The organism is Sporosarcina sp. P16b, assembly GCF_002743065.1.
Classification (GTDB): Bacteria; Bacillota; Bacilli; order Bacillales_A; family Planococcaceae; genus Sporosarcina.
Window position 1 is genome coordinate 1 of the sequence record NZ_PDYO01000008.1, and the last position, 21,669, is coordinate 21,669.

Annotated in this window: 18 protein-coding genes, 1 rRNA gene and 1 other annotated feature; of the genes, 17 read left to right on the plus strand and 2 right to left on the minus strand. The window is 40.3% G+C overall.

The window, feature by feature from the left end; translation table 11 throughout:
- The 7 genes from rrf to cls all read left to right on the plus strand — a co-directional run.
- Nucleotides 1-87, plus strand: a 5S ribosomal RNA gene (rrf, locus tag CSV77_RS10550); the annotation flags it as partial.
- Nucleotides 88-509: 422 nt separating this feature from the next.
- Nucleotides 510-1,316 (plus strand): YihY/virulence factor BrkB family protein, encoded by an 807-nt coding sequence (locus tag CSV77_RS10555; RefSeq protein WP_099673391.1) that lies wholly within the window; start codon nucleotides 510-512, stop codon nucleotides 1,314-1,316.
- Entirely contained in the window at nucleotides 1,313-1,984 is a 672-nt protein-coding gene (locus tag CSV77_RS10560; protein WP_099673392.1) for a response regulator transcription factor, read from the plus strand. The genes CSV77_RS10555 and CSV77_RS10560 overlap by 4 nt, the downstream gene beginning before the upstream one ends.
- The gene (locus CSV77_RS10565; RefSeq protein ID WP_099673393.1) at nucleotides 1,981-3,360 is read left to right on the plus strand and encodes a sensor histidine kinase; all 1,380 of its coding nucleotides are present in this window, start codon (nucleotides 1,981-1,983) and stop codon (nucleotides 3,358-3,360) included. Before CSV77_RS10560 ends, CSV77_RS10565 begins: the two co-directional genes overlap by 4 nt.
- Nucleotides 3,361-3,434: 74 nt before the next feature.
- On the plus strand, nucleotides 3,435-3,839 hold the full coding sequence (locus CSV77_RS10570; protein ID WP_099673394.1) for a hypothetical protein: 405 nt from the start codon (nucleotides 3,435-3,437) through the stop codon (nucleotides 3,837-3,839).
- Between the two features lie 148 nt (nucleotides 3,840-3,987).
- On the plus strand, nucleotides 3,988-4,644 hold the full coding sequence (locus CSV77_RS10575; protein WP_099673395.1) for a hypothetical protein: 657 nt from the start codon (nucleotides 3,988-3,990) through the stop codon (nucleotides 4,642-4,644).
- 494 nt (nucleotides 4,645-5,138) lie between these two features.
- Entirely contained in the window at nucleotides 5,139-6,593 is a 1,455-nt protein-coding gene (gene cls / locus CSV77_RS10580; protein WP_099673491.1) for a cardiolipin synthase, read from the plus strand.
- A gap of 86 nt (nucleotides 6,594-6,679) precedes the next feature.
- On the opposite strand, the gene CSV77_RS10585 is transcribed toward cls, so the two are convergent.
- Complete coding sequence (locus CSV77_RS10585; RefSeq protein WP_099673396.1) at nucleotides 6,680-8,818, minus strand: type IA DNA topoisomerase; 2,139 nt, start codon at nucleotides 8,816-8,818, stop codon at nucleotides 6,680-6,682.
- Between the two features lie 221 nt (nucleotides 8,819-9,039).
- On the opposite strand from CSV77_RS10585, the gene CSV77_RS10590 reads away from it, so the two are divergent.
- Nucleotides 9,040-9,927 (plus strand): stalk domain-containing protein, encoded by an 888-nt coding sequence (locus CSV77_RS10590; RefSeq protein ID WP_099673397.1) that lies wholly within the window; start codon nucleotides 9,040-9,042, stop codon nucleotides 9,925-9,927.
- Nucleotides 9,928-9,986: 59 nt separating this feature from the next.
- On the opposite strand, the gene CSV77_RS10595 is transcribed toward CSV77_RS10590, so the two are convergent.
- Nucleotides 9,987-11,366, minus strand: coding sequence for an alanine/glycine:cation symporter family protein (locus CSV77_RS10595; RefSeq protein WP_099673398.1), 1,380 nt, complete (start codon nucleotides 11,364-11,366; stop codon nucleotides 9,987-9,989).
- A gap of 293 nt (nucleotides 11,367-11,659) precedes the next feature.
- Nucleotides 11,660-11,898, plus strand: a binding site (T-box leader).
- 59 nt (nucleotides 11,899-11,957) lie between these two features.
- On the opposite strand from CSV77_RS10595, the gene CSV77_RS10600 reads away from it, so the two are divergent.
- The 9 genes from CSV77_RS10600 (at nucleotide 11,958) to CSV77_RS10640 (ending at nucleotide 21,608) form a co-directional block, all read left to right on the plus strand.
- Nucleotides 11,958-13,544 (plus strand): 2-isopropylmalate synthase, encoded by a 1,587-nt coding sequence (locus tag CSV77_RS10600; RefSeq protein WP_099673399.1) that lies wholly within the window; start codon nucleotides 11,958-11,960, stop codon nucleotides 13,542-13,544.
- 509 nt (nucleotides 13,545-14,053) lie between these two features.
- On the plus strand, nucleotides 14,054-15,382 hold the full coding sequence (locus CSV77_RS10605) for a phenylacetate--CoA ligase family protein (protein WP_099673400.1): 1,329 nt from the start codon (nucleotides 14,054-14,056) through the stop codon (nucleotides 15,380-15,382).
- 30 nt (nucleotides 15,383-15,412) lie between these two features.
- Nucleotides 15,413-16,291, plus strand: coding sequence for a branched-chain amino acid ABC transporter permease (locus CSV77_RS10610; protein WP_099673401.1), 879 nt, complete (start codon nucleotides 15,413-15,415; stop codon nucleotides 16,289-16,291).
- A complete protein-coding gene (locus tag CSV77_RS10615; protein WP_099632051.1) occupies nucleotides 16,291-17,328 on the plus strand; it encodes a branched-chain amino acid ABC transporter permease in 1,038 nt (345 codons plus the stop codon). The genes CSV77_RS10610 and CSV77_RS10615 overlap by 1 nt, the downstream gene beginning before the upstream one ends.
- A gap of 4 nt (nucleotides 17,329-17,332) precedes the next feature.
- Nucleotides 17,333-18,112, plus strand: coding sequence for an ABC transporter ATP-binding protein (locus CSV77_RS10620; protein ID WP_099673402.1), 780 nt, complete (start codon nucleotides 17,333-17,335; stop codon nucleotides 18,110-18,112).
- Nucleotides 18,109-18,849 (plus strand): ABC transporter ATP-binding protein, encoded by a 741-nt coding sequence (locus CSV77_RS10625; RefSeq protein ID WP_099673403.1) that lies wholly within the window; start codon nucleotides 18,109-18,111, stop codon nucleotides 18,847-18,849. The genes CSV77_RS10620 and CSV77_RS10625 overlap by 4 nt, the downstream gene beginning before the upstream one ends.
- 17 nt (nucleotides 18,850-18,866) lie before the next feature.
- A complete protein-coding gene (locus tag CSV77_RS10630; protein ID WP_099673404.1) occupies nucleotides 18,867-20,042 on the plus strand; it encodes an ABC transporter substrate-binding protein in 1,176 nt (391 codons plus the stop codon).
- A gap of 255 nt (nucleotides 20,043-20,297) precedes the next feature.
- Entirely contained in the window at nucleotides 20,298-21,332 is a 1,035-nt protein-coding gene (locus CSV77_RS10635) for an NAD(P)/FAD-dependent oxidoreductase (protein WP_099673405.1), read from the plus strand.
- 36 nt (nucleotides 21,333-21,368) lie between these two features.
- Nucleotides 21,369-21,608, plus strand: coding sequence for a ferredoxin (locus CSV77_RS10640; protein ID WP_099673406.1), 240 nt, complete (start codon nucleotides 21,369-21,371; stop codon nucleotides 21,606-21,608).
- Nucleotides 21,609-21,669: the final 61 nt, after the last annotated feature.

The following is a 21,669-nucleotide window of genomic DNA, read 5'->3' on the forward strand; positions in this document are numbered from 1 at the left end:
CGTTCCCATACCGAACACGGAAGTTAAGCTCTTCAGCGCCGATGGTAGTTGGGGGTTTCCCCCTGTGAGAGTAGGACGTTGCTAGGCATGCGAAGCCATTCCCTTTGGGGAGTGGCTTTTTTGTGTTTAATTATGTAAATGAACTAAGACCGAATTTGCGAGGTCATGGATCTTTGTCAGTCGCTTAATTAATCAGAGCAAGCGCTCTATCGTCTCACTTATCTGCTCCACGAAGCAAATCAAGGGCTCTTTCGCACTGCCAAACCGCCCAATAAAGCACGCGAGGTGCTCTATTGCACCGCTTATCCGCTCAATAAGTCACGACTAGCGGCCATATTAGTCCCAGGCAAAGTAACATCAACCAATTACTATCCACGCGCTCAAACTTTTCACTATTTCTTCTAATAAACAATAAATTTCAATATAAACATTCCATTTAACCTAATAGTCTATAGCTTGTTGGGGTATATTGATAGTAAGACACGTACGATAGCAGAGGAGGGGATTCTATGATCATGACGATAATTAAACGCTTCTTTAAAGAACGCTTTTTTGATCAAGCGGCGCAGAATGCTTATTACTTATTGCTTTCAGTATTACCCTTTTTGCTTGTAGTGCTGTCTATTGTGCAATTCCTGCCTGTGGAAGAGGCTAGTATTTTAGCGTTATTACGTCCATTTGTGCCAGATGAATCTTTTCAACTGATCGAGCAAAGCGTCCAGTCCGTACTCTATAAAAGTCATGGTAAATTGCTTGCACTCAGTGTGCTAGCTGCATTATGGACGACATCGGTCGCGGTACAATCATTTGCCCGTTCATTGGACATTGCGAATCGGAGGCTTCCTCAGCAGCCGCTATGGATGAGTATAATCCGGAATCTTGGCGTAACAATTCTTTTCATGCTAATCGTACCCATGTCGCTATTTTTACCGTTGATTGAAAATCTCATGCATACCGTTATCGCATATTATGATGTACTAGACGCATGGGAAGGTTGGTTGTACATTTGGCCTAATATAAAATGGGGGCTAGGTACATTCTTTTTACTTTTGTTCTTCTTGTTATTTTATCAACTTATGCCGACCGGAAAGATGAAATGGAAAGAAGCGTTGCCGGGTGCATTACTTTCAGCATTTGGCTGGCAGTTCGTGTCCTTATTATTCGGTGAGTATGTATCACGGGTGGATTATTCAAGGCTATATGGACAATTAGCCGGAATTATCATGCTCGTGTTATGGTTTTATTTAACGGCAGTGATTATTATTCTTTCAGGGTTGTTGAATGCAGAGTGTAAAAGAAAGGGACGGTCTAAATGAAGATCTTAGTAGTAGATGACGATATACATATTTTGGAGTTAGTCAGTATTCATTTACGACAGGCAGGGTATACCGTTGTGAAGGCGATGAATGGATTTGAAGCGCTTGAGGTGGTAGATAAGGAATGGCCAGACTTAGCGGTGGTAGATGTGATGATGCCGGGCATGGACGGCTATACGCTAACGAAGAGACTCCGTGAGGATACGGAAATTCCAGTTTTGTTGCTGACGGCTAAAGGTGAGATGGAAGATAAGGAGCGTGGCTTTTTGGCCGGATCGGATGATTATCTTGTGAAGCCGTTTGAGCCGAAAGAGTTATTGTTTCGGATCCATGCCATTTTACGACGGTATGACAAAGCAGTGGATCGGATGATTCAGGTCGGTCCTTTGGTGATCAATCGACAGAGTTATGAAGTGGTGCTTGGTTCGAAGTCATTGCTACTTCCATTGAAGGAGTTTGAATTGTTGTCGGTACTGGCTTCTCGTCATAGTCAGGTGTTTACACGGGAAGTGTTAGTAGAGCGTGTTTGGGGCTTTGATTATGAGGGGGATGAGCAGACGTTGAGTGTGCACATCAAGCGTTTACGCGATAAGCTCGAGAAGCTTACGAATCAAGTGAAAATTGTAACGATACGTGGTGTTGGTTATAAGCTTGAGGTTTCGGAATGAAGTCGCTGTATGGGAAGTTTCTTGTTATAACGGTTGGTACTATGCTGGCGAGTGCGATTGTAGCATTTCTGGCCGTCAATACATACTATCATCGATACTTAAAGGGTGAGAACGATGCGAAGAATGTTAAAGTTGCCGAGGAGATTGCATTGTTCATTGAAGCGAATGATGGTATAGATTTGCCGGCATACTTCGATATGCTGGCTGGAGTGGGTTATAAATTGCTAGTCAAATCGCCCAACGACAACTCGGCTGTCTATGGAGAAGCGTTTCGCGATGATAATCTTGAAGATCAAGCGATTCAGAAGGTCTTTAGTGGTGAAGTCTACCATGGAATGCGGGAGCAGAAGGCAGAGACATTTGTAACGGGTTATTTCTCCAATGAGTCCGCTAATACAGTAGGTGTACCTTTTATGTACAAAGGCCAGACGTATGCACTATTTTTGCGACCGGATATTAAAATGCTTTTTACGGAAATTCACTATTTACTTGGCGGCATGGTCATTGTCATGGCGATTATTAGTATTCTCACGATGCTAGTTGTGGCACGTAAGTTGATTGCACCAATTATCGTGTTGACAAGGGCGACGAAGAAGGTCGGTGAGGAGCAGTTTACGAGCGAGCTGTCGATTGAACGACGTGACGAAATTGGGCAACTGGCAAAAAGTTTTCAACAAATGGTTGATCGTTTGAGTGACAACGACCAGATTCGAAAAGCATTTGTAAGTGATGTGTCACATGATTTTCAGTCACCCCTATTGAATATTAAAGGCTATGCAGACTTATTATCGGACGAAGAGCTGCCAGCTAATGAACGCATACATTATGCAGGAATTATTCAATCAGAAACAGAAAGACTTTCAACTTTGACAAAGCAGTTATTATTGCTGACGTCACTCGATCAACTAGTCTCACCACTGCAGAAAAGAGTATTCCGTGTTGATCAGCAAGTAAAGGAAACAGTTCGTAAGTTCCAGTGGTTATTGCAAGAAAAAGAGATTTCCGTCATGCTCGAAACTGAAGAGGTCACGTGTAAAGGTGATCCTGCCTTTCTTGAGAAAGTATGGGAGAATTTATTGTCGAATGCATTGAAGTATTCACCGGATGGAGAAACAATTGATATCCGACTGACTGAGAAGGCAAACGAAATCTGTTTCACTATTGAAGACACAGGAATCGGCATGTCATCTGAAACAAAGAACCGAATATTTGATCGTTTCTATCGTGCGGATCACTCGAGAACGCGTGAAGTAGAAGGAACAGGCTTGGGATTATCTATAGTTGAACAAGTAGTGCGACTTCATGACGGCCGAATAGAAGTAATCAGTGAGTTAGGTTTAGGTACAACATTTATCGTGTATTTACCTACACTGTAACAGTCCGTTCATCTTCCGTTCATCTTGGAGTGTTAAGATAAATGTAGTAAAAGAATGACAGGAGGAAATATAACATGCAAGAAAAGTGGAGTTTACGATTGATTCGTATTGCGGCGATTTTTGGTTTGATTGGAACAGTACTCGGTTCTCATATGGCGGGGGCGGGTTCATACGCATTCCGGCCGATTCACGCGCATATTTTACTCGTTGGTTGGTTGTCAGTGTTTTCATGGGGTGTGTTTTACAAGATTTACCGAGTCCGTGCTAGAAAGCTACTAACATTGCAAGGCTGGACAGGGATCATCGGTGCAATTGGTTTAACAGCGGGTATGTGGTTGCAGTTCATGCAACCCTTCAATGTTAATGAAGTATTCGCACTTATATTATACATCGTTGGTGGCACTGTATTATTAGTAAGTTTTGCTTTATTCGTAGTTGTAACCTTTATGATCGAGAAAACAACTGCTACACGTCAATAAAAAACCAGGAATCCGGTTAGCGCCGGGTTCTTGGTTTTTTTGTCGAATTATATAGAAATGTTTTTAAAAATAATCAGTTGTTTCAACAAATATTTTATTACTCCTGTGACATAATTGAGCGACCTAACAGATGAAGGAGCGAAAGACTATGACTGCTCGCAATCGGTTTCACCTCATAATGATTTGTTTTACTGTCTTAATCGCTGGGACGTTGTTAATTAAACAAACGGCGAGTTCAGAACAACAGAAGATTGAAACGATAGGAATAGATTATGCGCAGATGAATCAATCTGTAGAAAAAGTGCTAAAAGATATGCCTGAAATAAAAGGAGAGCTGGCGTCTATTCAATCCGGCATCCATACTAGCCAGCTAGACCAATCATTTTCAACAAATAAGACGGAGTTCCGTTTACGCGTGAAAAACAATTTAACTGGACAAGAGCACTCTTCTCCATTTCTAAGGGGGATCGCAGAGAAGCAAACGGATCACTATCAAGATGCTTTGGCAATCGCGGAAGAAGCTTATGGGATTACAGTGACAGAAGATGAAATTGATGCATACATTAAAGAAAATGTTTCAACGATTTGGGATGCGGAAAAAAGAAAGTACGCGAAATCGCTACAATTAACATTAAATGAACTGGACTATCAGTTTGATCGAGACATCTATGTGATGAATGTTCTATGGGAAAGGGTATTACCTATCGTGATGCAAGAGTTTCCGAGGCAGCGTGGTGAAAGTGGACATGCATATGGAAAACGATTGAAAGAAGAATTTTTTAGTGGCACAGAAGATTCCGTGTAGAAATTCAATAGTAATGTCATTCCGTAAAGATAGTTTCTGATTAACTCCCCATACCATTACCATGTCTAATATCAATTGAAAAACATTGGTTATTGCTATATTATTTCTCGGGAAATTTATTTGGGAAAATTACTATCTATGTAACTCAAAGAGAAATAAAACGAAAACTGTATAGATTACCTTCTTTTTTCATATATTATCACACACTAACAGGTTAGAATAACCGGACGACAATTGATCCATGAGTATTTCCTTTACTTTGATCAACATGCAACAATTGCAAGATTCTTTATAATATGTATGATAAATATGAATAGACCTTTAACTTTTATCATTTTTCATTTTTGAAAGTGTTCTGATTGCATGTTGAATTCTCTTCTCGATGAAATTCATAGAAATGACGGTGAGAATTCGGGCTGTATGCTATATTAAAGACTACTTTCAAATGAAATGGAGCGCAAAAAATGATGGGAATGGAAGGGATGTTGATTGGTATACAATTTGGTCATGTCCTTACGCTGCTCTTATCTATTGTTACGATACTCAATATCTTGCTATTATCATGGGTTTTGTTTATCGAAAGAAGAGATGTAGGAAATACATGGGCGTGGATTATGGTTCTAGTATTCATTCCCATCGTCGGTTTCTTTATTTATCTATTCTTTGGACGCAGTTTAAAACAGAAAAATTTCTATAATCTTTCCATTGCAGAAAGAAAGGCTGAGAAAACGGAAGTTGATAAACAATTACTGCCAGAAAACTTAGCTAGACTTGAAAACAACACCTTACTAAGAAAATATGCGGAATTAATCCATATGAATCTGAAGTCATCTCATGCATTGCTTTCTAAAGATAATCATATTGAAATCTTTGATGATGGACATAAAAAGTTTGCTGCATTGTTTGAGGATATTCGGTCGGCTACAAAAGAGGTCAATGTCCAGTATTATATTATTCAATCTGATTCCCTCGGAACCAAGCTGCGTGATCTATTAATTCAAAAGGCGAAAGAGGGAGTTAAGGTCAGACTCTTGTATGATGAAGTAGGCTCCAAGAAAACTCCCCCCAGATTCTATAATGAATTACGTGCAGCAGGAGGTGGGGTGGAGGTATTCTTTCCATCACTGTTTCGTCTGGTAAACTTTCGGGTCAATAATAGAAACCACCGGAAGCTTTGTATCATTGACGGAGAAATCGCGTATATAGGTGGTTTCAATGTCGGAGACGAGTATCTAGGACTTGATAGGAAGTTTGGTTATTGGCGCGATACGCACTTCAGGATTATAGGCGGTGCGGTCAATCATATTCAAGCAAAATTCATTTTAGATTGGCATCAGGCCAGTAAAAAGGAGCCGGGGGATTGGGGAGATTATTTATTTCAAACCGAAAAACATATAGGCACAAGTCCAGTGCAAATTGTTTCAAGCGGTCCGAATTCTGAGACAGAACATCTGAAGAATATGTATATCAAGTTATTATTGTCTGCTAAAAGGAGTGTCTACATTCAGACGCCGTACTTTATTCCAGATACAAGCTTTATGGATGCCTGCAAAATTGCATTGCTGTCAGGCATCGATGTACAGATAATGATTCCATGTAAGCCTGATCATCCGTTTGTCTACTGGGCTACTTGGTCGTATGTCGGTGATTTGCTTGATTATGGAGCAAAGATATTATTATATGAGAATGGTTTCTTGCATGCGAAAACGATTGTAGTTGATGAAGAAGTGGCGGTAGTAGGTACTATGAATATTGATTCACGTAGTTTCCGATTGAACTTTGAAGTGACTGCGATTGTCTATGATGACAAAGTAGCAGCGCACCTGACTGAGCTGTTCCGTCAAGACTCGGAACGTAGTTCTAAGTTGACGAGGGAACGTTATGAAGAGCGGTCCTTACTGATTAAGTTTAAGCAATCGATTTCACGGTTGTTGTCTCCCGTACTCTAAAGCCGTTAGAAATATAATATACGTAATGAGAATATAATAAAAAAGAAGCAGCTTTGTGCTGCTTCTGTATCATGTCAGTATATGATTTACATAAAGACCAAGTTCAGTTTCCCATCTTTTAACTCCAATGAAGCATCAAACTTTTTTCCGTCAGCGGAAGTGAAGCCTTTGATGACATTTGTTTGCCCCTTAGTACATAATAATTTCACTTGAGGCACAGTGAGTTTCTTTTTCAGGAAGAGTCCTGGGAAGGTTTGCTTGCAACCATTTTTATAATTACTACAGCCGTAGAATTTAGGGTGTTCAATAATATTGCCTTTGCCGCATCTTGGACAAGGTGCGACTTCAGTTCGTGTGTACGAGCCTTTGCCTGAAGGAGACCGAGGAGGCAGCACAATATCAATCGTTTGTTTCTCCAGTTGGACAGGTACGTCTTCAATCAGTTTTTGAATAAATTTCGATACACTGCTTAGAAAATGTTGACCTGTCCCTTCACCAGTACCTATTTTCTTCAAGTATGTTTCCCATTTCGCTGTCATGGAAGGGCTGGCAAGCAGACTACCTTCGATGGTCTGACAGAGCACACGACCTTTGTCAGTAATCGATACAATATTTTTTGTCACGGAAATATACCCGTGTTTTTTTATCGTCTCAATAATACCGCTTCGTGTAGCTTCAGTACCGAGCCCTTCAATCTCCTTTAGAATATCCGTTTCGCTTTGATCTTCCACCAACTTCCCGCACGTTTTCATCATAGCGATCAACTGGCCTTCTGTATAAGGTTTTGGTGGCTGTGTCGCACCTTCTTTAATGCCAATTTCACTTTGCACACGTTCCTCTTTTTCAAGTGGTGGTAAAGCCGACTCCTCGGAATCCGTTGCCTTCTTTGGTACAGCAAAAAGTTCTTTCCAGCCTTTGTCGCGTTCTGTTTTGCCCGTTGTGAAGAATGGCAGACCGTTGACGTCGGTCGTTACTTTCGTTTCTGTATATAAGTAATCCCGATGGAACATAGCTAATGTCGTTCGAATGACTTCTTCATAAAGATTGCGCTCAAGCGGTGACAACTTTGTCAGTGCTGCAGGAGTCGGTAGCTTTTTTGTCGGGATGATGGCATAGTGTTCCTGTACTTTTGAGCTGTCAACATATCGTTTTTTCGGTGTGTGTGAAACGATTTCAAATGGATGCTCAATTAGTTTTTGATAGTCTTTCACAGCCGCTATCAAGTAGTTGAATTCACTTGGTGTGATATGACGTGTATCGGTCCGCGGATACGATACAAGCTTCTTTTCGTATAAAGTCTGCATTGTTTTCAATACAGTCGCAGGGCTTGCCTTCCATCGTCTGTTGGCAGTTGCTTGTAATGTTGAAAGTGAATGCAACTGTGGCGGTGGCGTACGTTTATCTGTATGGGTCAGCTCACTAATAACCCCAGGCGTCCGTTTTGTAATATTGCGGCTGTTGAGTGCTTCCGCAATTAATTCACGCTTAGGCTCCTTAAGTTTTGCTTTTCCTTTATACGTACCGCGTTCCGCAGTAAAAATGGCTTCCGCTTCGAAAAAAGGTTCCGATACGAACGTCTCGATTTCGCGCTGACGTTGATAAATCAAATAAACGGTAGGTGATTGCACACGACCGATAGGGAATACTTCTTGAACTCCTTTGGCTTTCAACAGAAGTGTATAGAGCCGAGAACCATTCATCCCAACGAGCCAGTCACTTATTTGTCGCGCCTTGGCTTCTTCATACAGTTGTAGATCTTGTCGATTATCCCGTAGGTTCTCGAAGCCTTTACGTACTTCATCCGATTCCAGCGAATTAATCCATAGTCGCTCAATCTTCTGATTGCGAGCACCCGTCATATAGTAGATGGAATAAAATATATTTGAACCTTCGCGATCCACGTCACATGCGTTGATGACGTGATCGGTTGCGCGAATAAGCTTTTTAACGACCTGAAATTGCTTGTACTTCCCTGGCGCAACTTGAAATTCGTAGCGTTCCGGTAAAATTGGTAAACTGCCGAGTGACCAGCGTTTCCAAGCGGGATTGTATGTATGCGGCTCTTTTAATTCCACGAGATGCCCGACGCCCCATGTGATGAAGGCTCCTTGAGGGAATATGTCGCACGGTTGAATTTCAGTATAGCCGTCGTGTTTACGTGTAGTGAATGCATCTGCATAGGCCTTTGCTTGGCTAGGTTTTTCAGCTAGGATGACCGGTTTCATGCAATCGCCTCCATTTCGTTCGTAGTACGTTCGTTCTGTTAGTCGTATTATCTCATATTTGGGGGTGGGTGGCTATTAGGCATGTAGTGGAAAAGAGAGTTTTGAGATAAACAAAACAGGTAGAAGATCAATATAAGATCTAAAAAGATGTATGTACCTGTAACCTTTTACCGTCTCATACGAACTATTGTATAGAACCCATAGTGAGGAGCGGATTTTTTATGAAAATGAATAAAGTTGTAACCTTTGCGATGTTAGCTTTGCTTATTGGCGGCGTAGCAGTACCTCAAGCGGTTAGTGCGAGTGATGAAGAGAAGGCTGAAGTGACATCTGATGAAAAAGCTTTTATTAAAGTAGAAGGAACAATCGAAGGCATAGAAAAGAACGATGAGTTAACACTTTACACGATTAAAGGAGAAGAAGAATCGCCCGTATTGGCCATTACAGAAGAAACACTGCTATTCGATAATACCGGAAAAAAGATAGAATTGAAGAAAGGTGACAAAGTGTCTGCTTATACCCGTGCGGATAAACCAAGGATTATGATTTACCCACCACAGTACACTCCGGATGCTGTCATTGTGGAAACAGATATAAAGACCACCGCAGTAGTTGGAATATTTGATGACGAATTGGTGGATTCGTACTTGAAGCTACAGTTGAATATAGATGACGATACAGACATTTCCAGCGCTTCAGGTAATAAAGTGAAAGCTGATGACTTGAAGAATAAAGACTTGCTAGTATTCTACAAAGAAACAACGCGAAGTATACCAGCTCAGACAATGCCAGAGAAAGTAGTTGTACTAGACGAAAATCCAGTAGATGAAGATGCTACTGTAGAACAGATCATAGAAGATGATCATTATATGGTTGACGGTGTGAAGATGGTACCGCTTCGTTTGCTTGCCGAGAAACTAGGCTATGTAGTGGATTCAACTGGTGTCGGTGCGATTGTATCAAAAGGTGCTCCATCTTATACGATTACTCGCGGACAAAAGGAATATGACTACAATAAATCATTGATGAAGTTCGAAGCGGCACCGGAGCTACTGGAACCAAGGAAAACCTATGTACCGGTAGGGTTAATTGAAGAAATGATGAAGTAATGAAACTATATAAAAACAAGGCAGGCATCCGTGGACATCTGCCTTGTTTGCCATTTACATCAAGACTTCTTTTTCACTTGTTTCTTTTCTTTCGGATAGAGGTTTGTAAAGTAATCGTTCGTAATGTCCCGTACTTGTCCACTTAAGAATAGGACCGCAATCACGTTAGGAATTACTACGATTGCGAGTAATAGATCAAGGAACTTCCAGACGAACTGCAATCCACCAAGTGCTCCGATGATGATTGCCGCGATATATGCCACGCGTATTACGATGGAGAAGTTGGGTCCGAATAAGAACTCCGCTTGCTTTTCTCCGTAATAAATAATGACTACAATCGTTGTAATCACGAACAAGAATAATACAATGGATATAATAATTCCGCCTAGGGAAGCACCAAATATTGTACTATACGCTTCTGTCACCATGTTCGCCGCGTTGTCTGCGTCAATGACTTTCCAAACGCCTGTAGTTAGTATGACGAGCGCAGTCATAGTACAAACGATCAATGTATCCACGACGACTTCAAAGACGCCCCAGAAACCTTGTTTGGCAGGATGACTATTCACTGCAGCTGCGTGTGCAATCGGTGCTGTACCGATACCGGCTTCATTGGAATATAATCCGCGGGCGAGTCCCCATCGAATAGCCGCTGCGACACCGGCCCCTGCGAAGCCGCCTGCCGCTGATATCGGTTGAAATGCATGTGTGAAAATCAAGCCAAATGCTACGGGCACTGCATCGACATGAGCTCCGATAATAATGAGTGCTGTTAAAATATAGACCACGACCATGGATGGAATTAGACGTTCTGTTACACGCCCAATCGCTTTAATTCCTCCAAATGAAATGAGTGCAACCAGTAACGCGACGAGAATACCTGTTACGATTGGAGATAAACCAAATGAACCTTCAAGGGTCGTAGCGATGGAGTTAGATTGCACCATAGTACTCGCCATAACTTCTAACATGAGGGCGAATGCAAAGATATACGCAACCTTTTTCCAACCAAGTCCCTTTTTTATGTAATACATCGGACCACCGACATAATCACCGGCAGCATTCTTTTCACGATATTTGATACCGAGCACGACTTCGGAATATTTCGTACCGATTCCGATCAGTGCCACAATCCACATCCAGAAGATCGCGCCAGGTCCACCTAGCGCGATGGCTACAGGAACTCCGACGATATTTGCTGCTCCCATCGTAGAGGCAAGTGCAGAGGTTGTTGCTTGAAAAGGGGTTAGCGTACCGTCCCCAGAACCTTTAGACATAATCCTTCCGAAGGTTTGACGAAAAATGTGAGGCATATAACGGAACTGGAAGAATTTCAGACGAATTGTAAGAAACAATCCGCCTCCCAGAAGTAAAATGATGATGGGTAATCCCCATAAAAAATCCGAGACGATTTCTACCCATTTCGTAAACGTATTCATTGGCAACGACTCCTTTTGTAGTTTGATACTATTCAAACATCTAGTTGTTTTGTTTCGGTTTACGAATTAGTTGTCTACTATACTAGTGAATGTATGGAAGAAATGTCAAATGAAATTAGAAATGTGCTCATTTTTAGTACTTGAGTCATTGTTGATAGATACACGATGAAACGTACATTTGAAAGAGATACGATAAGCCATTTTGCCGTATACTACTGTGCAAAATATATAGAATTATTTGAAATCTGTTGACAGACGGCTAAAGACCATGTAGTATTACGTTCAATATTACATTGCAGACTAAGAATGGAACTAGTAAAAATGTTTATGTCTATGCAGAGAGCTGATGGTTGGTGGAAATCAGCAGACGTACATTTTGAACTCATCCATGAGTCACTCCCTGAAAGTTCTACAGTAAGGGAAGTCGGTTTCCTCCGTTAACGGGATAGACAGTAATTGCTGTCGATAAGTGGATTTGCCAAGTATGGTGAATCAATTAGAGTGGTACCGCGAGTATAACCTCGTCTCTATATTTCAATATAGAGATGGGGTTTTTTGTTTTTATTTTTTTAAAAAAAGGAGTGCAAAGGGATGAGCAGAAAAATTTGGGTTTTTGATACAACATTACGTGATGGAGAACAGGTACCAGGCGCTAAACTAAATCTTTATGAAAAAGTAGAGATTGCACAGCAATTAAAGAAGCTTGGCGTCGACATTATCGAAGCAGGTTTTCCTGCTTCATCCCAAGGTGACTTTGAAGCGGTGAAAGCTGTTGCGCAGCGGGTAGGTAACACAAATGACATCATGATCACAGCATTGGCACGCGCGGTTCAGGCTGACATCGATTCAGTTTATCATGCAGTAAAGTATGCAGAAAACCCGATGATTCATATGGTGCTAGGTACTTCTGATATTCACGTGGAGAAAAAGTTCAACAAATCAAAGGACCAGATCCTTCAACTAGGCGTAGAAGCGGTGAAATATGCAAAAACCTTAATGCCTCAAGTTCAGTATTCAACGGAAGATGCATCACGCTCGGAATTCGAGTATTTATGGCATACAATCGAGTCTGTTATGAATGCGGGTGCGACAATGATCAATGTGCCTGACACAGTGGGCTTTTCAGAGCCTGAAGAATTCGGTGCGATGATTTATAAATTAAATGACCGGATGAAAAACTTGAATCCGGATGTCTTATTAAGTGTTCACTGTCATAATGACCTAGGAATGGCGACGGCAAACACTTTAGCAGCGGTCAAGAATGGCGCGGATAAAGTAGAGTGTACAATGAATGGAATCGGAGAACGGGCAGGAAATGCTGCGCTTGAAGAGGTAGTCATGGCATTGAAAACAAGAAGCTCAATTTATAACGTGCGTACGCAAATCAACACAAAAGAAATTATGAATACTTCCCGTCTTGTATCTAGCTTTATGGGATTGGATGTGCAAGTGAACAAGGCGATTACAGGTGATAATGCTTTTGCGCACTCGTCGGGTATACATCAAGATGGCTTATTGAAATCCCGTGATGCGTATGAAATTGTTCATCCGGAAGACGTTGGATTAGATGATATGGAATTGATTTTGACAGCACGGTCAGGACGACATGCTGTGAAAAACGCTCTTGAAAAGCTAGGCTTTACTCATATGAAGCCAGAGGAGTTTGAAGGGGTTTTTGAAGGATTCCTAACATTGGCGGATATGAAAAAGGAAGTATATGACCATGATTTATATATAATTGTGGAAAACTATTATGAAAAGCATGATAAGGAGAACGTGACGAATTACAGCAGTCATTTCTTTGAATTTGAAGACTTACAAGTCGTCAGCAATTCTAGCTTCCCTTCAGCCAGCGTCAAAATTCGCAAAGGGGAAGAAATCTTCCAGTCGAGTGCTGTTGGTACGGGTCCAATCGATGCGCTGTATTCAGCAATTGCAGAAATTACAAAGATACAAGTTAAATTGATTGGCTATGATATTAGCAGTGTTTCTCGAGGGAAAGACGCATTAGGAAAAGTGAAAATTACTATTGCACATGAAGGAGAAAATTATATCGCGAAGGCAGCTGACACTGATATTTTGAAAGCAAGTGCACTGGCGTACATCAATGCAATCAATAGTGTAATCGTAGCGAAAATAAAAGGAACTTCTGCACATAAGTTAGCCGTGAATATTTAATTTAAAATAAAGAGGCAGCTGTTCGTTTTTGAATAGTTGCCTTTTCTTATGTGTAAATTTGAAGTAAACCAAAGAAGAGTCCTAAAATTTTTTAATAGTATGGAATAATTAAACATAGTTCATTAAATCAATCTAACTACATAAATAAGATTTGCGGTATTATATTTATAGACTCTAGTAGATTGTACATAACGAAATAGTAAATACACTACTTTTTTAATAAAACCAATTACTATAACGTAATCTGCACGGCTAACTATTTATCGTTATCAATAAATATATTAATTTTAAGAAATAGAAGTTACAAGTAGACTATTTTACATATTTATTCTTTTGTTTGCTAAATTACTACCTAGTGAAGGACGCCTGAATAGAATATTCTGAAATTGGTGTTGACTTAATGAAAAATATGTATTAATGTATTGCTATATATAACGAATAAAGGCAACGTCGTTCAATACGCGTTATATTCGTATGAAGTAATATGAGAGAAAAGGGAGGATTTATCTATGTACAACCCAGAAATTGAAAGCGCACCCATTTCCGAAAAGCGAGAATTACAGCTTAAAGGATTAAAAAAGACAGTGGAAAACGTATATAAGAATGTAGGGTTTTATAGACAGAAATTTGATGAATTGCAAATTAAGCCTGAAGACATTCAATCGTTGGAGGATATTAAAAAGCTACCATTCACAAAGAAAAAAGATTTCCGTGATCAGTATCCATACGGACTATTTGCTATTCCTGTGGACGATGTTGCAAGAATCCATGGTTCATCTGGAACAAGTGGAAAGCCAACTATTGTCGGCTACTCAGAGCGTGATCTTAAGAACTGGGGAATTTTAGTGGCACGTGCTATCGTTGCTGCTGGCGGTAGAAAATCTGATGTTTTTCATAATGCGTATGGGTATGGATTGTTTACAGGAGGACTTGGTCTTCATCAAGGTGCCGATGAATTAGGTGTAGCTACAATACCGATTTCTGGAGGGAATACAGAACGTCAAATTACAATCATCAATGATCTTAAGCCACGTGGAATATGTGGTACCCCGTCTTACGTCTTGAGTATCATTGAGAAGATGGAAGAACAAGGAATGGATCCACGTGAGACAAATCTTGCTTACGGCATATTTGGAGCAGAGGCTTGGTCTGAAAGCGTGCGTCAAAAGTTAGAACAGAAACTAGGAATAAAAGCTGTAGATATCTATGGATTAAGCGAAATTATGGGACCTGGTGTTGCGTCTGAATGTCATGAAGCGCAGGATGGATTACATATTGCAGATGATCATTTCTTTGTTGAAGTAATTAATCCCGATACACTTGAACCCGTTGCCGATGGAGAATTAGGAGAATTAGTATTTACTAGTTTGCAAAAGGAAGCGCTTCCAGTTATCCGTTACCGTACGGGAGATATTGCATCAATTACTCATGAGAAATGTAAATGTGGAAGAACAACTACTCGTATGTCACGTGTTAAAGGACGAACAGACGACATGATCATTGTTCGAGGAGTAAATGTTTTCCCTTCCGAGATTGAACGGGAATTACTTCAAATAGAAGGATTGTCACCTGTTTATCAAATCCAATTAGTTCGCAAAGGCGTTATGGATGCAATTGAATTACATATTGAGATCGAGATTTCTCTATATGAACAAGTTGGCTGTGACCTACTTCATGAATCCATCACGAGTATGAAGCGGAAGATCCAACATAAGTTGAAGAATTCGTGTTTAATTTCAGTGGATGTTGTGTGTAATGAACCGAAAGCACTTCCAAGATCTGAAGGAAAAGCGACACGTGTTGTAGATAAGCGTGAAAATTCACCTGTAAGCGTATGACAATAACAACTGGATAAGGGCGTGAAGTGAGTGCAAGATTTTTTACAGTTCACATTAACGGGAATTACGATTGGAAGTATTTATGCAATTGTCGCCCTCGGTTTTGTTACCATTTATAGTGTGACGAAAGTTATCAACTTGGCTCAAGGTGAATTCGTCATGCTTGGTGGATTGACCATGTTTTCACTCGTTTCAGTAGGCGTGCCATATTGGCTTTCCTTTATTGCTACGATACTTTTTGTGACATTCATCGGGTGGCTAATGGAGTTCCTTTTGATACGTAGAGCCAAAGGTGCTGACGCGATCAGCTTAATCATTTTGACTATTGGAACTTCGATCTTCATCCGTGGAATCAGTAGTATGGTATGGGGAAAAGATCAACATACAGTAGCACCTTTCATGGATAATACTCCTGTTACAATTGGAGGCGCAGCCATTACCCCCCAATCCATTTGGGTCGTTTTGATTATGCTGTTAGTTGTCGGTCTTATGTATATGTTTATCGACAAAACAATGCTAGGAAAAGCATTCCAAGCATCCTCTGTAAACCCGATGGCTGCAAGATTAATGGGAATAAGTCCAAAAAGAATGTCTTCCTTTTCCTTTGTTTTAAGCGCTTCTCTTGGAGCTATTGCGGGCCTTGCGATCGCGCCAATTATTTTCCCGGCATATGATATGGGTGCTATGTTAGGCATTAAAGGATTTTCAGCAGCAATTCTAGGGGGACTAGGTAGTGCCCCCGGAGCTGTCATTGGTGGTTTGCTAATTGGACTATTTGAATCCATGGGTGCCGGCTATGTTAGTTCAGGAATGAAAGATATTATTACATTTTCAATATTTTTGCTTATATTGATTATTAGACCCAATGGTATTTTGGGTGAAAAAACTATTGGGAAAGGAGGGTTGTAATGAAGTTACAAGGCGTACAGCAGACGAAGTGGTGGGGCGTAGTTGTATTCATTGCTGCCATCCTCATATTTCCATTGGTAGTTACTCAGTCATTTTTTATTACACAGGCAACATTTGCAGGTATATACGCAATTATAGCCATCGGTTTAGGCTTGTTAATGGGTTATGCCGGACAAATATCTTTAGGACAGGCAGCATTTTATGGAGTGGGAGCATATACCACTTCGATTTTGACAGCTACGTGGGGATGGAGTCCTTGGCTTAGCTTGCCTATAGCTTTACTCGTTCCGGCTCTTCTAGCTTTTTTTATGGGATATACGATGTCACGTTTAAGTGGATATTACTTAGCTATGGCAACATTGGCTCTTGGTATAATCGTTCATGGTCTTTTGGTTGAGGGTAAAGGAATCACAATGGGAGCATCAGGATTTTATGGGATCCCCCAGCTGTCATTGTTTGGCATGACAATCAACCAAGGAGTTCCATATTACTTTCTAGTATGGTTTTTTGTTTTAATAGTTTTAATTCTATCACTGAACATTGTTCATTCTCGGGTTGGACGTGCACTCCGTTCTATACACGACTCAGAAATAGCCTCCAGCTCGATGGGGGTTAATACGGGCAGGTATAAAATGCAGGTGTTTATATTGAGCGCTGCATTTGCGGGGCTTGCCGGCTGGTTGTTTGCCCACATGAGTTACAGTATATCTCCATCTGCCTTTACATTTGATGCATCCATTCTTTTCTTAGCAATGGTCGTTCTCGGAGGAAGTGGAAGTGTATGGGGGGCATTAATAGGGGCTTTACTAATTCGTATGATCGGCATTACCGTTCATACACTTGGTGAGCAATTCTCGTTTATCACTAGTGATTCGGAACACGTGATTTATGGATTAATCTTAATATTAGTCGTTATCTTTATGCCAAAAGGTCTGTTTCCAACAGTAATAGACTGGTTTAAAAATACATCCATAAAAAGAGTAGAAAAAAAATCATCTGTACCCGTCACACCGATAGAACGAAGTGTTTCAGAATGAGAGGATGATGACATTGTTGCAAGTAGAATCAATTACAAAAAGATTTGGCGGAGTTGTAGCAAATAGCGATGTCAGCTTCTCTGTCGATGAAGGGCAAATTGTTGGGCTAATAGGACCGAACGGAGCAGGAAAAAGCACAATGTTCAATATGATATCTTCTATATTTCCACCGAGCGAAGGAAATATTTTGTTTTGCGGGAAGAGGATTGATCTCCTCCCTTCATATAAAGTAGCTCCATTAGGCATATCACGGACCTTCCAAAACTTACAAGTGTTTAAAAATATGACAGTGATTGAGAATGTCATGGTAGGCCAGCATATGAGAACGAAGCAAAATCTTTCAGGAGTTGCTTCCATGTTACTTGGCATTGCAAAAAATGAGCGCAAAGTGTATGAAGAGGCAATGGATATCTTACGTTTCTTCAATCTAGAACTACTATACGATCAAAAGGCATCTAGTTTGTCATTAGGTAAATTGCGACTATTGGAATTTGCCCGTGCTTATGCCACAGAACCTAAACTTCTTCTGTTGGATGAAATTGCAGCGGGATTAAATCATAGTGAGACGTCTGAAATGAGTGAGTTGATTAAAAGAGTAAGAGACTCTGGAGTAACCATTCTAGTCGTCGAGCATGATATGGATCTAGTCATGAGCATTTGCGATAAACTCGTTGTTTTGGATCAGGGCATGAAGATTGCAGAAGGAACCCCAAAAGAAATTCAAGCGAATGAAGCGGTCATTGCGGCTTACTTAGGTGCTGAGATCGAGGAGGAAGTCGTATGAGTGAACAAAAGCTACTTGAGGTACTCGACTGTTCTGTAAGCTATGGACCGATTCAAGCATTGAATGGCGTATCACTGTCTGTTAAACAAGGAGAAATTGTCGCTTTGCTAGGTGCAAATGGAGCGGGTAAGACAACTCTTCTACAAACCATGTCTGGACTACTTCGACCGACAAGCGGCCAAGTTATCTATCAAGGCACGGATATTACAGGAATGGAAGCAGAAAAGATTGTTGAGAAACACCTAATTCATGTACCTGAACATCGTCAAATTTTTTCTACAATGACTGTGTTGGATAATTTATATTTAGGTGCTTACCATCATCGTAAAACTACTAACAAGCAGGCAATAGAAGAAAACATCAAAAGAGTTTTCAAATTATTCCCAATATTGAGTGACCGAAAAGATCAAATGGGTGGAACGATGTCTGGCGGTCAGCAACAAATGCTTGCGATTGCAAGAGGTATGATGGCAGAGCCTGACTTATTGTTATTAGACGAACCTACATTAGGACTAGCTCCACTTATAGCGAAGGACGTATTAGAACTAGTCGGTAATTTACGTAAGCAGTTTGGAACAACGATTTTATTAATAGAACAAAATTTACATGCATCCCTTAAAGTTGCTGATCGGGGGTATGTCATTTCTCATGGTGAAATCATTAAGAGCGGCAGTTCAAGTGAATTATTGAATGATCCGGAAGTAAAAGAAGCTTATTTAGGCCACACAGTACATTGATGATGGGGGATGAGAAGATGTTCAAAAAATTAACTATGCTATTTCTAGCAGTTATCATTTCATTGATGCTAGCCGCATGTAGCGACACAGACGCGAAGTCCGAAAGTGGGGAACTGACAGAGTATAAGATCGGTGCCATTTATTCAAAAACGGGTCCAAACAGTCCGTTAGGCGAACCTGAATGGAATGCAGCAAAACTACTAGAAGAGAAAATCAATGCAGATGGTGGAATTAATGGCATTCCGCTAAAGATCATCTTGGCGGATGATGAATCCAGCCAGGAAAAAGCAACACAAGAAGCTAATCGATTAGTGAACGACGAAAAAGTATTAGCGTTACTCGGGTCTTCAGGTAGTGGTGAAAGCCTTGCTATGAAAGGAATCGCCTTGCAACAAAAAGTTGCTATGATCTCGGCTGCAGCGAGTGCGCATGTCGTTGAACCTGTTGAAGATGCAGAATGGGTATTTAAAACACCGCAATCGGATAGACAAGCAGTTGAACGGGTTTATATGTATTTAAAAGAACAAGGAATTAAGAAAATTGGTACGATTAGTGATTCCAATGCGTTTGGCTCAAGTGGCTTGGAGCAATTGGAAGCTTTGGCAGATGACTATGATATTAAAATCGTAGCAAAAGAAAGCTATAATACACAAGATCCTGATATGAGTACGCAAGTGACGAAGATTAATAGTGCAAAAGCAGAAGCAATCGTCGTCTGGGGAACGAATCCCGGACCTGCCGTCATCGCAAAGAATGCGCATGATCTAGGAATTAGTTTACCGGTATTTGGAAGTCATGGCATTGCAAATCAAAACTTTATCTCTTTAGCGGGAGAGGCTGCAGAAGGTGTAGTAATTCCAACTGGAAAGCTATTATTCCCAGACCAGATTCCTAAAGATGATATACAGCACAGTGTATTATCAGAGTTCTACAATGAGTATACAGAAAAGTACGGCAGTGAACCGACTAACTTTGGTTCTTATGGTTATGACAATGTGATGTTGACAGTGGAAGCATTAAAGAATGGTGCTACTGATCGTGAAGCAATTCGAGATTATTTAGAAGAGAATATTAAAGACTGGATTGGTACGACAGGAGTTTATAATTACACAGCTGAAGATCATAATGGGCTTGGACCGGAGAGCTTTGTAATGGCGACTGTGAAGGATGGAAAATGGACATATATTGAATGATGTAAAAAGCACTGCGTCTTAGCAGTGCTTTTTGTATGAAGAGTTTTTAAACAACTACATATCTACTAAGTAAAATACGTCCGTGACGCAATGCTCTAGAATCTCGAAATGAAAATAAATTATTCTGAATATATTCTTGACAACGCTTACACATTGATTTAAGATACTAAGTATAACAAGAAAAGCGAACAACGTATTTTATGCGTTATACTTGAAAGGATCGATTTTCTTTCGATAGAGAGGAGAAGCCAGCATATGAGTAATGAACAGAAAGTTTATGATATAACAATAATTGGTGGCGGCCCTGTGGGTTTGTTTACATCCTTTTATGCAGGTATGCGTCAAATGTCGGTAAATTTGATTGAGAGTCTTCCGCAACTTGGTGGTCAACTAACAGCTTTGTATCCAGAAAAGTATATTTACGATATTGCAGGTTTCCCAAAAATCACTGGACAAAAACTTATTGACAATCTAGTTGAGCAGATGTCTCAGTTTGAACCAACTATCACACTTGAACAAGAGGTACGTGAAGTGACTAAGCAAGAAGACGGGAACTTCAAAATCAAAACGAATAAAGAAACACATTATTCTAAGGCAATTATTATTACTGCAGGAAATGGTGCATTTCAACCTAGAAAGATTGAAATTGAAAACGCTGAACAATACGAGGGTAAAAACTTACATTACTTTATTAAAGATTTACAATACTTCGCAGGAAAGAATGTTCAGGTTTTTGGCGGTGGAGATTCTGCGGTAGATTGGTCTCTAATGCTTGAGCCGATTGCCAACAAAGTAACACTCGTTCACCGCCGCGATAAATTCCGCGCACATGAAGCTAGTGTTGAGAACTTAATGAATTCCAAAGTTGAAGTTAAAACACCATATATTCCATCATTATTTATTGGTGAAGATCATATTGAAAAAATCGTTCTAAGTAAAATGAAGTCAGACGAGGAAGAGGAAATCGCAATTGACGAAGTGATAGTCAACTATGGTTTCGTGTCTTCACTTGGTCCTATCAAGAATTGGGAACTAGAAATAGAAAAGAACAGCATTGTCGTTAATTCGAAAATGGAAACGAATATTGAAGGTATTTATGCTGTAGGCGACATTTGTACGTATCCAGGAAAAGTTAAACTTATAGCTAGCGGGTTTGGAGAAGCACCTACGGCTGTTAGTAATGCCAAGGTCTACATTGATCCAACGGCTAAAGTTCAAGCAACACATAGTACGACATTAATGGAGAAAAAGGAAAAGCAAGATCAGAAAAAAGTCCCGGTCAACTCTTAAACATTTGACTAATTAGAATAAAGGAGGACACCTTTTATGGCTACACATACTATTGTTGATCAATCAACTTGCATAGCGTGCGGTGCTTGCGGAGCAAGTGCACCTGACATTTTTGAATATAATGATGAAGGTTTTGCATTCGTACATCTAGATAATAATGAAGGTTCAGCAGAAGTCGATGAGGATTTATTGGATGATTTGGATGATGCGGTTGAGGGCTGCCCAACTGACTCCATTAAAGTATCAGAATATCCAATCGTTTTGGAAGAGGTCTAGTATTTTTTTGAGACCGAGTATAACAAAATTTATGAAAAGACGTTAAGTTTGTTATATTTGA